Genomic DNA, 13731 nt, shown 5'->3' with positions numbered 1-13731 from the left:
CTACGCCTCCGTCGGCGGCCGCAGCACCAGCACCACTCCCGCGAGCACCGTCCACACCCCCATGAGCAGCACCGTCAGCCACGCGCTGAACGGCCCCGCCAGGCACAGCACCGCGATGACGAACCCGAACCAGGCCAGCCACTGCGGTACGGCACCGGTCGTGCGGGACGCCCGCCACACGGCGAACAGCAGCACCGCCGCGCCGATCATGGCGGCGATGGTGCCGGCGTAGGACACGTCCAGGAGCAGGAGGGCCACCGTTGCGGTACCCGGGGTCACCACGAACGCCTCCGTGTGGCTGGCCGTGATGGCGTAGATGGCACCGGCGATCGTCGCGATCATCGTCAGTGCGACGAACAGGATGCCGCCCACGAGCACCAGGGACGACCGGCTCGCGGTGACGCGGGCCAGGGCGGCCAGGAAGAACAGGAAGAGCAGGCCCGCGGCCAGCATCACCAGGGCCATGGCCTCGGTCAGGTCGCGGTTGCCGGCGTCGCGGTAGAACTCGACCGTCTCGCGCAGGCCGTTCCTGCCGTCGTAGTCCGGGCTGTTGCCGTATGTCACCACCAGGGCGACGAGCATCAGGGCGCCGGAGGCGATCCCGGCGACACCCGGCCAGAAGATTCCTCGCGGCCTCACGCCCGGGGTGTGCGCCCTCGGTGGCGCCGGTCTCGTCGGGGTCGTGGTCATGTCGCCCTCCCACGCGATGGAGTCACGTGAGGGTCCCGAAACAGGACTCTTTTCCTATTCTGCCCCTCCTGTCCCGCAGGAGGGGCAGGAGGGGCAGAAGGGGCAGACAGATGACCGGTTGCCGCTCTAGAGCTGGTCGGGGCCGCTCTCCGACATCCCGTGCACGGCTGGGATCGTCCCCAGCCTGCCCTTCTGGAAGTCCTCGAAGGCCTGCTGGAGCTCTTCCCGCGTGTTCATCACGAACGGGCCGTAGTGGGCCATCGGCTCACGGATCGGCTGTCCGCCCAGGAGGACGACCTCCAGGTCCGGCGTGTGGGAGTCCTGCTTCTCGTCCGCGCGCACGGTCAGGGAGCCACCGCTGCCGAAGACCGCCGTCTGGCCCAGCTGGACGGGACGGCGCTCCGCACCCACCGAGCCGCGGCCCGCGAGCACGTACGCGAGGCCGTTGAAGTCCTCGCGCCACGGCAGGGTGATCTCCGCGCCCGGGGCGAGGGTCGCGTGGATCATCGTGATCGGGGTGTGGGTGACACCGGGGCCCTGGTGGCCGTCCAGCTCGCCCGCGATGACGCGCAGCAGCGCGCCGCCGTCGGGGGTGGTGAGCAGCTGGACGTGGCCGCCGCGGATGTCCTGGTAGCGAGGCGCCATCATCTTGTCCCTGGCCGGGAGGTTCACCCACAGCTGCAGGCCGTGGAAGAGACCGCCGGACATGACGAGGGACTCCGGCGGAGCCTCGATGTGGAGGAGACCGCTGCCCGCGGTCATCCACTGCGTGTCGCCGTTGGTGATGGTGCCACCGCCGCCGTTGCTGTCCTGGTGGTCGAAGATCCCGTCGATGATGTACGTGACGGTCTCGAAGCCGCGGTGCGGGTGCCAGGGGGTGCCCTTGGGCTCGCCCGGCGCGTAGTCCACCTCGCCCATCTGGTCCATCATGATGAACGGGTCCAGGTGGCGGTAGTTGATCCCGGCGAACGCACGGCGCACCGGGAAGCCCTCGCCCTCGAAACCGCTCGGCGCGGTCGTGACGGCGAGCACGGGACGGGCCACTGCCTCCGCGGGCGCGGCGACGCGCGGCAGCGTCAGCGGGTTCTCGACGGTCACTGCAGGCATGTCGGTACCTCCTTGTGCGTCCAGTTTAGTTGAGCATTGAACTTCCTGCCACCCCTAACGAGGAAAGCCCGGAGGGCATTCCCTCCGGGCTCCCGTCCGAGCCGGACTGGTGTCAGTTACTGAAGTACAGGTACTTCCAGGCCCCGTACGTCGTCGAGTTCACCGTGTCGCCGGACGAGCCGTTGACGTACACGGACCGCATCCGCGCCTTGATGCCCGACTCACCGGGCGCCTCGAGGGTCACGGCCGACTTCCCGTTCGCGCCGAGCGGGAAGTACTCCGAGTCCGCCGAGTACCACGTGCCCTGGTAGTAGACCTGCAGGTCGAAGCGCTGCTGGCGGCCCGGGTAGTAGGTCATCGTCGTGGTCAGCAACGGGTCGGTGCTCTTGTGGAACCAGTAGTAGGTCTTCGTACCGATCTTCGCCGTCTTGTAGTGCCTGGAGACGGCGGTCGAGACCTTGACCCGGGCGTACGCCGTGACCTTCGCCGTCTTGGGCTTGTAGCGGGCGTCGCCCTTGAAGACCGCGGTGACGGCGGTGTCCCGGGTCATGTCGACCAAGGCGGAGATGTTGCCGTCGGAGTTGACCGTGCCGGTCTTGATCAGCTTGTTGGGCTTGTCGCCGCCGAAGGGGTCGGCCCAGATCTCGACCGAGCGGTTCTTGTACGTCGTCCCCAGGTGCGCGGTGAACTTGACGTCGGCGCCGTAGTTGTACAGCTTGCCGTTGTTGTTCAGGCTGAGCGAGGTCGAGTTGCGGGAGACCTCGACGGTGTCGGAGGCGGTTGCCGCGGTGTGCACCGCGTCGCCCGCGTACTTCACCGCGTACTTCACCTTGCCGCCGGCCGGCGGGGTGTCCGTGAAGGAGTACGTGCCGTCGGCCTTGACCGTCACCGGGGCCAGTGCCTTGCCGTTCGGGCTCTCCAGGTCGGTGCGGGTCACCGTCAGCTGGACCCCGCTCGGCAGCGGCAGCGTCGCCGAGATCTTGCCGGTGACGGTCAGCTGCTTGGCGCGGGTGGCCGAGGCCGGGGCGTTGACCGTGAGGGTGGGGACGTTGAGCGTCGGGTCGGTGAGCGCCTTGAGGGTGTAGCCGGAGGCCGAGTTCACCAGGGCGAAGATCCGGGAGGAGTCCGGAGCCCAGGCCAGGGCGGCCGCAGACTGCGTGCCGGTGCTGTAGGTGCGCACGGGCTGGGTGGCGTTCGGCCGGTAGACGGCGACCTTGGTGCCGGAGATCTGGGCGACCAGACCGCTGCGGCCGATGTCGGCCCGCTGGCCCGCCGGGTAGGCGCCGGCCTTGGCGAAGGTGCCGTTCGCGTAGGCGTGCCGGTCGGTGCCGTTGACGAGCACCTGGTCGCTGCCCGCGACGAGGTCGATGTCCCCGACGCCGTCGTTCAGGGCGTACGAGGTGTCGTGCCAGGCGGTCACCTCGGGCGTGCCGCTCGACACGTCGAGGACGGCCTCGGTGCCCGAGGAGTCCCCGGTCTCGCCGACGGCCAGAAGGCCCGGCCGCAGCGGCTCGGTGTCCAGCAGGGCCTGCCCCCACAGTCCGCTCCCCGTTCCCTCGGTCGGGAGCTGGGCCAGCGCCACCGGATCGGCACCGCTCGCCGGGTCTACCGCCGGGTCGACGGAGCCGAGGTCGCCGTCCCACTGGTCGCCGTAGCTGAACCAGACCTTGCCGCCGGCGAACTCGACGTACACGGGGCCCGTGTTGGTGGCGACCGGGTAGCGGGCCTTCACGTCGAGGGTGGCCGCGTCGAGGGCCACGATCTCGTGGCTGACCCGCGCCGCGGCGTACAGGGTGCCGCCGTCGTCGGAGAGCGCCAGGTCGAAGATCCCGTCGATGCCGTCCACCGAGTCGACGCGGTTGCCGTTGTAGTCGGCGGCGACGATCCTGTCGTTCGCGTCGTCGCCGACGAAGACCCGCTTGAGCGTGTCGCTCACGACGATGCCCCCGGGCGAGCCGACCGTGGCGGTCACGGCCGAGGCCGTCCCGGCCGATACGGCGGTCAGCGCCGCCGAGCTGAACAGGACCGCGAGCGCCGTCGCGGCCGAGGTGCTGCGCATGCGCACAGTGATGAACCCCCACAAGGAATCCCGGGGTTGCCGGGAGATGAGAGCGCCGCGCGGCACCCGGACGCGGACCGCGTGAAGGCGGTGACGTGCGGGGCGCGGCTGCCAGGGGGCACTCTATGGCATGGCTGTGACAACCGGGGAGGGATATTCGGGCCCGGCCCTGTGGGGTCCGACTAGCCGTACATCCGGCGCATCGCGAACTCGACCATCTGCTCCACGGCCTTCGCGTCGAACACCATCCGGTGCTCGCCCTCCATGTCCAGGACGAAGCCGTAGCCGGTCGGCAGCAGGTCGATCACCTCGGCGCCGGTGATGACGAAGTACTTGGACTCCTTGCCCGCGTACCGCCGCAGCTCCTTGAGCGAGGTGAACATCGGGATCACCGGCTGCTGGGTGTTGTGCAGGGCGAGGAAGCCGGGGTTGTCACCGCGCGGGCAGTAGACCTTCGACGTCGCGAAGACCTGCTGGAAGTCCTCGGCGGACATCTGCCCGGTGGTGAAGGCCCGCACCGCGTCCGCGAGCGAGGGCGGGGACGGCTCGGGGTAGAGCGGTGGCTGCTGGCCGTACCCGCCGACGCCGCCGGCCATGGGCTGCTGCGGCGGGGCGTACCCCTGCTGTGCACCGACGTTCTGGTCGTAGCCGTACATGGGCGCAAGAGTACCGAGAGCGGCGGGGCGGCGGGCCGGTACGGGCGCCCTCGCAAACCGACAGCGACTCGACAGCCGTCGGCCTGGCTTCCGACAGCTGCCGTTCACTAGCGTCCAAGCATGCGCCCACACCACGACGACGAGGTCCACGAGCACGACAGAGGACTCTCGTACGACCTTCCCGTGCTCGCCCGCCGCCGGATGATCCGGCTGATGGCGGGCGCGAGCCTGATTCCACTGGTGGGCTGCACCTCCGAGGAGGACACCTCGGCTTCCTCCGCCTCTTCTTCCCCTCCTTCCTCCTCTTCCTCCTCTTCCTCTTCCTCCTCGTCCGAGGAGTGCGCCACCATCCCCGACGAGACCGCCGGCCCCTACCCCGGCGACGGCTCGAACGGCGTGAACGTGCTCAAGGAGAGCGGTGTCGTCCGCAGCGACATCACCCGGAGCTTCGGCGACTCCGCGGGCGGCACCGCCGACGGCGTGCCCCTGACCGTCACACTCACCGTCGTCGACGCCGCCTCCGGCTGCGGGACTCCGAAGAAGGGCGCCGCCGTCTACCTCTGGCACTGCGACCGGGAGGGCAACTACTCCCTGTACTCCGAGGGCGTCACCGACGAGAACTACCTGCGCGGCGTCCAGGAGACCGACGACAAGGGCCAGGTCACCTTCGAGAGCATCTTCCCGGGCTGCTACCCGGGCCGCTGGCCGCACATCCACTTCGAGGTCTACGGCAGCCTGGCCGACGCCACGGCCGCCACCTCCCTCACCAACACCTCGCAGCTCGCGTTCCCCAAGGACGTCTGCGACACGGTGTACGGCACGGACGGCTACAGCCGGAGTGTGACGAACCTGAGCGAGCTGTCCCTGGAGACGGACGGCATTTTCAGCGACGGCTACGACCAGCAGATGGCCACCATGAAGGGGAGCACCGCGGAGGGGTACACGGCGACGCTGACGGTTCCTGTGTGACCTGTCCGGTGTGGCCTGGCCGGTGTGACCTGTCACAGATGCGCGATCGGGGTTGCGTCTTATTACTGGCGGGTAGCATCATCGTAGCTACTTGTTGGTACGTGAACTAGCGCGAGGATGCACACCCAGTGCCTCGCCGATCTCTCTAACGGAGCCGTCGCCATGGGGCACTACAAGTCGAATCTCCGCGACATCGAGTTCAACCTCTTCGAGGTACTCGGCCGCGACAAGCTGTACGGCACCGGCCCGTTCGAGGAGATGGACACCGAGACCGCGAAGAGCATCCTCGAGGAGCTCACCCGCCTCGCCGAGAACGAGCTGGCGGAGTCCTTCGCCGACGCCGACCGCAACCCGCCGGTCTTCGACCCCGAGACGAACACCGCGCCGGTCCCGGCGTCCTTCAAGAAGAGCTACAAGGCCTTCATGGACTCCGAGTACTGGCGCCTCGGCCTGCCCGAGGAGATCGGCGGCACCACCTCCCCGCGCTCCCTGATCTGGGCGTACGCGGAGCTGCTGCTCGGCTCCAACCCGGCCGTGTGGATGTACTCCTCCGGCCCGGCGTTCGCCGGCATCCTCTACGAGGAGGGCAACGAGGTCCAGAAGAAGATCGCGCAGATCGCGGTCGAGAAGACCTGGGGCTCCACCATGGTCCTCACCGAGCCGGACGCCGGCTCGGACGTGGGCGCCGGCCGCACCAAGGCGGTCCAGCAGGAGGACGGCTCCTGGCACATCGAGGGCGTGAAGCGCTTCATCACGTCCGGTGAGCACGACATGGAGGAGAACATCCTCCACTACGTCCTCGCCCGCCCCGAGGGCCACGGCCCCGGCACCAAGGGCCTGTCCCTCTTCCTCGTCCCGAAGTACCTCTTCGACTTCGAGACCGGCGAGCTGGGCGAGCGCAACGGCGTGTACGCGACGAACGTCGAGCACAAGATGGGCCTCAAGGCCTCCAACACGTGCGAGATGACCTTCGGCGACCAGCACCCCGCCAAGGGCTGGCTGATCGGCGACAAGCACGACGGCATCCGCCAGATGTTCCGCATCATCGAGTTCGCCCGCATGATGGTCGGCACGAAGGCGATCTCCACGCTGTCGACCGGTTACCTGAACGCCCTTGAGTACGCCAAGGAGCGCGTCCAGGGTCCGGACCTGGCGAACTTCATGGACAAGACCGCGCCCAAGGTCACCATCACCCACCACCCCGACGTGCGCCGCTCGCTGATCACGCAGAAGGCGTACGCGGAGGGCATGCGCGCGCTGGTGCTCTACACCGCCTCCATCCAGGACGAGATCCAGGTCAAGGAGGCGGCGGGCGAGGACATCTCCGCGCTGGAGGCCCTCAACGACCTGCTCCTGCCGATCGTGAAGGGCTACGGCTCCGAGAAGGGCTACGAGCAGCTCGCCCAGTCGCTGCAGACCTTCGGCGGCTCCGGCTTCCTGCAGGAGTACCCGATCGAGCAGTACATCCGCGACGCCAAGATCGACACCCTGTACGAGGGCACGACCGCGATCCAGGGCCAGGACTTCTTCTTCCGGAAGATCGTCCGCAACCAGGGCGCCGCGCTGAACTCGCTCGCCGAGGACATCAAGAAGTTCCTGGCGCTCGGCGAGGGCGGCGAGGAGCTGGCCGGCGCCCGCGAGCACCTCGCGAAGGCGGCCGTCGAGCTGGAGGCGATCGTCGGCCTGATGCTGACCGACCTCGCGGCCACCGAGCAGGACGTCAAGAACATCTACAAGGTGGGCCTGAACACCACGCGCCTGCTGATGGCCTCCGGTGACGTCGTCGTCGGCTACCTGCTCCTCAAGGGTGCCGCCGTCGCCGCCGAGAAGCTTCAGACGGCCTCCGCGAAGGACAAGGCCTTCTACACCGGCAAGATCGCGGCGGCGAAGTTCTTCGCGGCCAACGTCCTGCCGGGCGTCACCGGCGCGCGCAAGCTCGCCGAGGGCGTCGACCTGGACCTGATGGAGCTGGACGAGGCGGCGTTCTAACCCGACGAGACGGCGCTCCAACGGCTCGTTCCAGCCACTCGTTCCACTCACTCACGGACAATCCACATCGCCCTTACGAGGGCCCGCTCCCCATCACCGGGAGCGGGCCCTCGTACGTCGTTAAGGTGAACCCCATGAGCGAACCCCCCCGCTTCGACCGCGGCCACACCGACGACCTCATGTCCTTCCTCGCGGCCAGCCCGTCGCCGTACCACGCCGTGGCGAACACCGCAGAACGGCTGGAAAAGGCCGGCTTCCGACAGGTCGCGGAGACGGACGCCTGGGACGGGACGAGCGGTGGCAAGTACGTGCTGCGCGGTGGCGCGATCGTGGCCTGGTACGTCCCCGAGGGCGCGGTGCCCCACACGCCGTTCCGGATCGTCGGCGCGCACACGGACTCCCCCAACCTCCGTGTGAAGCCGCTGCCGGACACCGGGGCGCACGGCTGGCGGCAGGTGGCCGTGGAGATCTACGGCGGCCCCCTGCTCAACTCCTGGCTCGACCGCGACCTGGGCCTGGCGGGCCGGCTGACGCTGCGGGACGGCACGACGCGGCTGGTGAACGTGGACCGTCCGCTGCTGCGGGTCCCCCAACTCGCCATCCACCTGGACCGTTCCGTGTCGGCGGAGGGGCTCAAGCTCGACAAGCAGCGGCATCTGCAGCCCATCTGGGGCCTCGGCGACGACGTGCGCGACGGCGACCTGATCGCCTTCCTGGAGGAGACGGCCGGGCTGGCGGCGGGCGAGGTCACCGGCTGGGACCTGATGGTCCACTCCGTGGAGCCGCCGGCGTACCTGGGCCGGGACAAGGAGCTGGTCGCGGGCCCGCGCATGGACAACCTGCTGTCCGTGCACGCGGGCGCGGCGGCGCTGACCGCGGTGGCCGCCTCGGGCGCCGGACTGCCGTCCATCCCGGTGCTGGCCGCCTTCGACCACGAGGAGAACGGCTCGCAGAGCGACACCGGTGCCGACGGGCCGCTGCTGGGCGGCGTCCTGGAGCGTTCGGTGTTCGCGCGCGGAGGGTCGTACGAGGACAAGGCACGTGCCTTCGCGGGCACCGTCTGTCTGTCCTCCGACACGGGCCACGCGGTCCACCCCAACTACGCGGAGCGGCACGACCCGACGCACCACCCGCGCGTCAACGGCGGGCCGATCCTGAAGGTCAACGTCAACAACCGCTACGCGACCGACGGTTCGGGCCGCGCGGTGTGGGCCGCCGCCTGCGAGAAGGCCGACGTCCCCTTCCAGTCCTTCGTCTCCAACAACTCCATGCCCTGCGGCACGACGATCGGCCCGATCACCGCGGCCCGGCACGGCATCAAGACGGTCGACATCGGCGTGGCGATCCTGTCGATGCACAGCGCGCGGGAGTTGTGCGGCGCGGACGACCCGCATCTGCTGGCGAACTCGTTGGTGGCGTTCCTGGAGGGGTAGTCGCGCGTGACCGGGGTACTCGCCTCCGACCGGAACCACCGGACAGGGAGGCGACAACTCATGGGCCGGTGGGGGTCCCCCCATGCACAAACTCTGTTTCTTCTTAAGTTTTTCTATGTGATCCAAAAAAGTGGTGTAAACCGTCACTCCGTCATCGCTCACCCCGCCGTGGAGCAGCGACGGCCCCCGCTCGCCGGGCGCACTGAACCCTCAGGCGTCGCGGAGCGCCCCCAGGAAGCGCGAACGGCCCGCCACCGAGGGAATCCCCGGCAACGGGCCGTGAACGGCGTCAGAGAGATCTACAAGGAGTCTTCTTTGGTGAGCTGCGCCCACTCGATCCTGACGCGCTGCTCCGGAACGAACCGCTGACCACGCTTGCCCTTTGTGACCTCAACACGGTCGATGGCGAGCGACAGGCGGTCCCTGCGATTTTCGTCCGTAGAGGACACCCACGCTTCGTGGAGGAGCACGCCGTCGAGCATCGGGCCAACATTCACAGATGGCATGGGCAGCTTCGCCAGATCGGCGCGCAGCCCCTCAATGCGATCCCGCAGCCGTTCGGTCAGCCTGTTGTAACGCTCCACCGCAGCGGCGCCCTTGAACTCACCGCGCACGTACCGAGCGTCTTCGAGGTCCGCCAGCCGCGCCTCTTCATCCTGTATTTCGCGCGTGATCGCGTCACGCTTGGCGAACGTCTCCGGGTCCGAGCGCTTCACCCAGCGATCGGCCATCGCGATGAGCAACGGGTCGTCCAGTTCGAGGGCCGGGATCTTCGCGAGGAAGCTTGCGACTACGTGCTCATCCACCCGGTCAGCCAGCGCAGAAGCTCCGACGCACTGGTTCCCGGCGCGCCGCGCCATGCACTGGTAGCTGTTGCCGACGCGGTGCATCCGCCGCCCACAGCCGGGCACACCACAGAAGATCAAGCCCGTGAGGAGCGCCGTTCCCTCCGGCTTGGGGCGGCGCTTCCCTGCATACACGAAGGTACGGGCTTCCAGTTGGCGCATGATCCGCTCCCGCTCGCCAACCGTGATGATCCCTTCGCCTATCTCCACCGTGTCCAGCGTTTGCGGGTCCCGATACGGGAAGACACGGCTCGTGTACTTCCTCCCGCCGTCCTCCGTCTCGACGGTCTCTGTCTCCGGCATGAGGCCCGCGAAGGCTGGCGACCGTAGAAGCTACATGATGCTCGCCGCGTTCCACTGCCCACCACGGGGCGAGAGAATCTCGTACTCGTTGAGCAAGCGAGCGATCTTCACCAGCGAGGTCCCCGCAAGCGCCTCATCAGCGATCAGACGGGCGTAGACGGCATCCTCGGAGTCGTGGACCAGCTTCTTGGTCTCCGGGTCCACCATGAGCCCGTAAGGCGGCTGACCGCCGATCCACTGTCCCTTGCTGCGCAGGTAGCGCTTCGCGTTCCCCACGCGAGTGCCGATGTTCTTGGACTCCGTGCGCGCCAGCTCGGCGAGCATGGCGACGATCATCCGGGCGGAGTCGTTCGAGGTGTCCAACCCGTCCACGACGGAGACGAGACGGCCACCCGCCTTCTCGATGTCGTCCAACACCTGGCCGACCTGCCCGATGCCCTTCCGCGACAGTCGGTCGAGCTTCCAGACGATCAGCGTGCCGACCACTCCGGCGGTGACTGCCGCAAGTGCGGCGTCGAACCCCTTGCGCTCAACGGCCTTGTAGCCGGAGCGCCCCCTGTCTATGTGGACCTTGCGGACGGTGAGACCGTTCCGTTCAGCCCATGCACGGCAGTCGGCTTCCTGCCGTTCGATTGCGGTCTTGCCGTCCCGGTCGAGAGACAGGCGCAGGTACAGATCACAGATCGTGTCTTGATGCACCAATTGAGTATCTCCAGAAGTTCAGTGCTCCGTAATGAACTTCCAGAAGTCCAGGATCACGATGCGTCCGCGCAGGTCGGCGAGGCCGTACGGGCGGCCGCCCGTGTTCAGCCAGCCGCCCTTGCCGATCAGCTCGGGGGCGCGGACGCGGACGCGACGGGGGGTCGGGGCCGGGGATGAGTCGGTCATGGTTCAAGCGTGCCACCCGCCACTGACAGTCACGTCAGCGCGTGTCCCCTGGTGGCGTCCACGTGGTCCGGTACGTCGTCGTGGCGGTCGCCGACGGTGAGGGTGCCGGTGGGTTCCAGGACCAGGATCGCGGAGGGCGTCGGGGCGTACGGCTTGTGCTCGGTGCCGCGCGGGACGGTGAAGACGCTGCCCTTGGGGAGGACCACCGTGCGTTCCCCGGCAGCCTCCCGCAGGGAGATGTGCAGCTCGCCCTCCAGGACCAGGAAGAACTCGTCGGTGTGGTCGTGCACGTGCCACACGTGCTCGCCCTCGACCTTCGCGACGCGTACGTCGTAGTCGTTGACGGCGGTGACGATGCGGGGGCTCCACCGGTCGGTGAAGGACGCGAGGGCCTCGGTGAGGGAGATGGGTTCGCTGGTCATGCACGCCATGCTCGGCGGTGGCCCGGCACGGGCACGAGTGCTAGAAATCGCACATGCCGCAAGGATCCTCTCAACCGCATCGCGTGGTTCTCGTGGTCGACGAGAACTCCAACCCGTTCGAGATGAGCTGCGCGATCGAGGTCTTCGGGCTGCGCAGGCCGGAACTGGGCCGGGAGCTGTACGACTTCGGGCTGTGCGCCGCCCAGCCCCTGACGCGTATGCGGGACGGGTTCTTCACGCTCACCGGGGTCGCGGGGCTGGAGGCCGCCGAGGAGGCGGACACGCTGATCGTCCCGAACCGGCCGGACACCGGCACGCCCCGCTCACCTCAGGTGCTGGAGGTGGTGCGCCGGGCACACGCGCGTGGCGCCCGGTTGATCGGCTTCTGCTCCGGAGCGTTCACGATCGCGCAGGCCGGGCTCCTGGACGGGCGGCGCGCGGCCTGCCACTGGATGTGGGCGGAGTCGTTCCGGGTGCGGTTCCCGAAGGTCCGTCTGGAGCCGGACGTGCTGTTCGTCGACGACGGGGACATCCTCACCGCCTCCGGCAGCGCGTCGGCGCTCGACCTGGGCCTGCATGTCGTGCGACGGGACCACGGCGCCGAGATCGCCAACCACGTCTCCCGTCGGCTGGTCTTCGCCGCCCACCGCGACGGCGGCCAGCGGCAGTTCGTGGAGCGGCCCGTACCGGACGTGCCGGACGAGTCGCTGGGTCCCCTGCTGGTGTGGGCGCAGGAACGGCTGGGCGAGCCGCTGACGGTGGCGGACCTGGCGGCACGGGCGGCGGTGTCGCCGGCCACCCTGCACCGCCGGTTCCGGGCGCAGCTGGGGACGACGCCGCTGGCGTGGCTGACGGGGGAGCGGGTGGCGCTGGCGTGCCGGCTGATCGAGCGCGGGGAGGAACGGCTGGACGTGGTCGCGGCGAGGAGCGGCCTCGGCACTGCGGCGAACCTCCGCGCGCGCGTGCGGCGCGAGACAGGGCTCAGCCCGTCGGCCTACAGGCGGCGTTTCGGACCGGGCGGCGGGGAACCCCTCGTCTCATGAGATTCCTCGTACGCGACCGGCTCCTCGGCTTCGGTGACGACTACTGGATCGAGGACGACCGGGGCAACAAGGTGTACCTCGTCGACGGCAAGGCGATGCGGCTGCGGGACACCTTCGAGCTGAAGGACACGCAGGGGCGCGTCCTCATCGACATCCACCAGAAGATGTTCGCCCTGCGCGACACGATGGTGATCGAGCGGGACGGCGGCCCCCTCGCGACGATCCGCCGCAAGCGGCTGTCCCTGCTGCGCAACCACTACCGCGTGTCCCTGGCGGACGGCAGCACGGAACTCGACGTCAGCGGCAAGATCCACGACCGGGAGTTCGCCATCGAGTACGACGGCGAACTGCTGGCCGTCGTCTCCCGCCGCTGGCTGCATGTGCGCGAGACGTACGGCGTGGACGTCGTACGGGACGACGCGGATCCGGCGCTGCTGATCGCGGTGGCGGTGTGCGTGATCCACCTGGCGGAGAAGGAGCGGCGGGACGACGACTGAGACGGACGACTGTGACCGAGGGGCGAGCCCTCAGCGACGCGGCGCCGCCAGCCCCAGCACCCGGTCCTTCAGCGCCGGGAACTGATCCCGTGTCACCGCGACCTTCCCCGGGTCGAACTCCACGGTGAGGACCTGCTCCCCGGCACCGGCCTCCGCCAGCACCTCGCCCCACGGATCCACCACGATCGAGTGACCGGCCTGCGGAACTCCCGCGTGCGTCCCGGCCGTTCCACAGGCGAGCACGAACGCCTGGTTCTCCACCGCCCGCGCCTGAGCCAGCAGCGTCCAGTGCGCCCGGCGGCGCTCCGGCCAGCCCGCCGGAATGACCAGGGTCTCGGCGCCGGCGTCGACGAGGCCGCGGAAGAGTTCGGGGAAACGGAGGTCGTAGCAGGTGGCCACGCCAAGAGTCGTCTCGGGCAGACGAACCGTCACCAGTTCCTCGCCCGCACCCATCAGCACGGCCTCGCCCTTGTCGAAGCCGAACCGATGGATCTTTCGGTACGCGGCGGCCAGATCGCCGGAGGGGGAGAAGACGAGAGAGGTGTTGTAGAGCGGCCCGTCAGGGTCTCGCTCCGGGATCGAGCCCGCGTGCAGCCACACGCCCGCGTCGCTCGCGGCCTTCGCCATCGCCTCGTACGTCGGCCCTTCGAGCGGCTCGGCCTCGCTGCCGAACTCCTCGTAGGCGAACGCCCCGGTCGTCCACAGCTCGGGCAGCACCACCAGATCCGCCCCGGCCTGTTCCCGTACCAGCGAGGCAACCCTCACCCGACGCGATTCGACCGATTCGCCCTCATTGACGTCGATCTGGAGCAAAGAGGCGCGCACACTAC

14 protein-coding genes are annotated in these 13731 nt (G+C 68.9%); 5 read left to right on the top strand and 9 right to left on the bottom strand.

Annotation, left to right across the window (positions count from 1 at the left end; genetic code table 11):
* The 4 genes from PBV52_RS24410 to PBV52_RS24395 form a co-directional block, all read right to left on the bottom strand.
* Window positions 1-639: a hypothetical protein gene (locus tag PBV52_RS24410; RefSeq protein ID WP_274241094.1), complete on the bottom strand. Its 639-nt coding sequence runs from the start codon at window positions 637-639 to the stop codon at window positions 1-3.
* Window positions 640-816: 177 nt separating this feature from the next.
* The gene (locus PBV52_RS24405; RefSeq protein ID WP_274241093.1) at window positions 817-1797 is read right to left on the bottom strand and encodes a pirin family protein; all 981 of its coding nucleotides are present in this window, start codon (window positions 1795-1797) and stop codon (window positions 817-819) included.
* Between the two features lie 112 nt (window positions 1798-1909).
* Window positions 1910-3856 carry a YncE family protein gene (locus PBV52_RS24400; RefSeq protein WP_274241091.1) on the bottom strand — a complete coding sequence of 649 codons (1947 nt, stop codon included), beginning with the start codon at window positions 3854-3856 and terminating at the stop codon, window positions 1910-1912.
* A 182-nt stretch (window positions 3857-4038) separates the two neighbouring features.
* Window positions 4039-4512: an SseB family protein gene (locus tag PBV52_RS24395; RefSeq protein ID WP_031483212.1), complete on the bottom strand. Its 474-nt coding sequence runs from the start codon at window positions 4510-4512 to the stop codon at window positions 4039-4041.
* A gap of 120 nt (window positions 4513-4632) precedes the next feature.
* On the opposite strand from PBV52_RS24395, the gene PBV52_RS24390 reads away from it, so the two are divergent.
* The 3 genes from PBV52_RS24390 to PBV52_RS24380 all read left to right on the top strand — a co-directional run bounded on the left by PBV52_RS24390 (window position 4633) and on the right by PBV52_RS24380 (window position 8903).
* On the top strand, window positions 4633-5481 hold the full coding sequence (locus tag PBV52_RS24390; RefSeq protein ID WP_274241087.1) for an intradiol ring-cleavage dioxygenase: 849 nt from the start codon (window positions 4633-4635) through the stop codon (window positions 5479-5481).
* Window positions 5482-5643: 162 nt separating this feature from the next.
* Entirely contained in the window at window positions 5644-7470 is a 1827-nt protein-coding gene (locus tag PBV52_RS24385; protein WP_274241086.1) for an acyl-CoA dehydrogenase, read from the top strand.
* Between the two features lie 134 nt (window positions 7471-7604).
* On the top strand, window positions 7605-8903 hold the full coding sequence (locus PBV52_RS24380) for a M18 family aminopeptidase (protein ID WP_274241084.1): 1299 nt from the start codon (window positions 7605-7607) through the stop codon (window positions 8901-8903).
* Window positions 8904-9202: 299 nt separating this feature from the next.
* Here PBV52_RS24380 and PBV52_RS24375 read toward each other — a convergent pair whose 3' ends face one another.
* Genes PBV52_RS24375 through PBV52_RS24360 form a run of 4 tightly spaced genes read right to left on the bottom strand, consistent with a single transcriptional unit; the run spans window position 9203 to window position 11361 of the window.
* Window positions 9203-10051 carry a zinc ribbon domain-containing protein gene (locus PBV52_RS24375; RefSeq protein ID WP_274241083.1) on the bottom strand — a complete coding sequence of 283 codons (849 nt, stop codon included), beginning with the start codon at window positions 10049-10051 and terminating at the stop codon, window positions 9203-9205.
* A 30-nt stretch (window positions 10052-10081) separates the two neighbouring features.
* Window positions 10082-10750: a recombinase family protein gene (locus tag PBV52_RS24370; protein ID WP_274241082.1), complete on the bottom strand. Its 669-nt coding sequence runs from the start codon at window positions 10748-10750 to the stop codon at window positions 10082-10084.
* A 21-nt stretch (window positions 10751-10771) separates the two neighbouring features.
* A complete protein-coding gene (locus PBV52_RS24365) occupies window positions 10772-10939 on the bottom strand; it encodes a hypothetical protein (protein WP_274250023.1) in 168 nt (55 codons plus the stop codon).
* 29 nt (window positions 10940-10968) lie between these two features.
* A complete protein-coding gene (locus PBV52_RS24360; RefSeq protein WP_274241081.1) occupies window positions 10969-11361 on the bottom strand; it encodes a cupin domain-containing protein in 393 nt (130 codons plus the stop codon).
* A gap of 53 nt (window positions 11362-11414) precedes the next feature.
* Here PBV52_RS24360 and PBV52_RS24355 point away from each other — a divergent pair, with 53 nt between their 5' ends.
* Complete coding sequence (locus PBV52_RS24355; RefSeq protein WP_274241080.1) at window positions 11415-12404, top strand: helix-turn-helix domain-containing protein; 990 nt, start codon at window positions 11415-11417, stop codon at window positions 12402-12404.
* Complete coding sequence (locus PBV52_RS24350; RefSeq protein ID WP_274241079.1) at window positions 12401-12901, top strand: LURP-one-related/scramblase family protein; 501 nt, start codon at window positions 12401-12403, stop codon at window positions 12899-12901. Before PBV52_RS24355 ends, PBV52_RS24350 begins: the two co-directional genes overlap by 4 nt.
* Before the next feature lie 30 nt (window positions 12902-12931).
* Here the strand turns inward: PBV52_RS24350 and PBV52_RS24345 are convergent, their stop codons facing one another.
* A complete protein-coding gene (locus tag PBV52_RS24345; RefSeq protein WP_274241078.1) occupies window positions 12932-13726 on the bottom strand; it encodes a carbon-nitrogen family hydrolase in 795 nt (264 codons plus the stop codon).
* Between the last annotated feature and the right edge of the window lie 5 nt (window positions 13727-13731).

It is taken from the genome of Streptomyces sp. T12, assembly GCF_028736035.1.
Classification (GTDB): Bacteria; Actinomycetota; Actinomycetes; order Streptomycetales; family Streptomycetaceae; genus Streptomyces.
This window is presented reverse-complemented; position numbering and strand designations above follow the sequence as displayed.

Coding starts and splice junctions, on each gene's coding strand:
- PBV52_RS24365 (WP_274250023.1), bottom strand. CDS start 10,939: ATGACCGACTCATCCCCGGCCCCGACCCCCCGTCGCGTCCGCGTCCGC.
- PBV52_RS24350 (WP_274241079.1), top strand. CDS start 12,401: ATGAGATTCCTCGTACGCGACCGGCTCCTCGGCTTCGGTGACGACTAC.
- PBV52_RS24385 (WP_274241086.1), top strand. CDS start 5,644: ATGGGGCACTACAAGTCGAATCTCCGCGACATCGAGTTCAACCTCTTC.
- PBV52_RS24355 (WP_274241080.1), top strand. CDS start 11,415: ATGCCGCAAGGATCCTCTCAACCGCATCGCGTGGTTCTCGTGGTCGAC.
- PBV52_RS24390 (WP_274241087.1), top strand. CDS start 4,633: ATGCGCCCACACCACGACGACGAGGTCCACGAGCACGACAGAGGACTC.
- PBV52_RS24380 (WP_274241084.1), top strand. CDS start 7,605: ATGAGCGAACCCCCCCGCTTCGACCGCGGCCACACCGACGACCTCATG.
- PBV52_RS24400 (WP_274241091.1), bottom strand. CDS start 3,856: ATGCGCAGCACCTCGGCCGCGACGGCGCTCGCGGTCCTGTTCAGCTCG.
- PBV52_RS24395 (WP_031483212.1), bottom strand. CDS start 4,512: ATGTACGGCTACGACCAGAACGTCGGTGCACAGCAGGGGTACGCCCCG.
- PBV52_RS24405 (WP_274241093.1), bottom strand. CDS start 1,797: ATGCCTGCAGTGACCGTCGAGAACCCGCTGACGCTGCCGCGCGTCGCC.
- PBV52_RS24360 (WP_274241081.1), bottom strand. CDS start 11,361: ATGACCAGCGAACCCATCTCCCTCACCGAGGCCCTCGCGTCCTTCACC.
- PBV52_RS24375 (WP_274241083.1), bottom strand. CDS start 10,051: ATGCCGGAGACAGAGACCGTCGAGACGGAGGACGGCGGGAGGAAGTAC.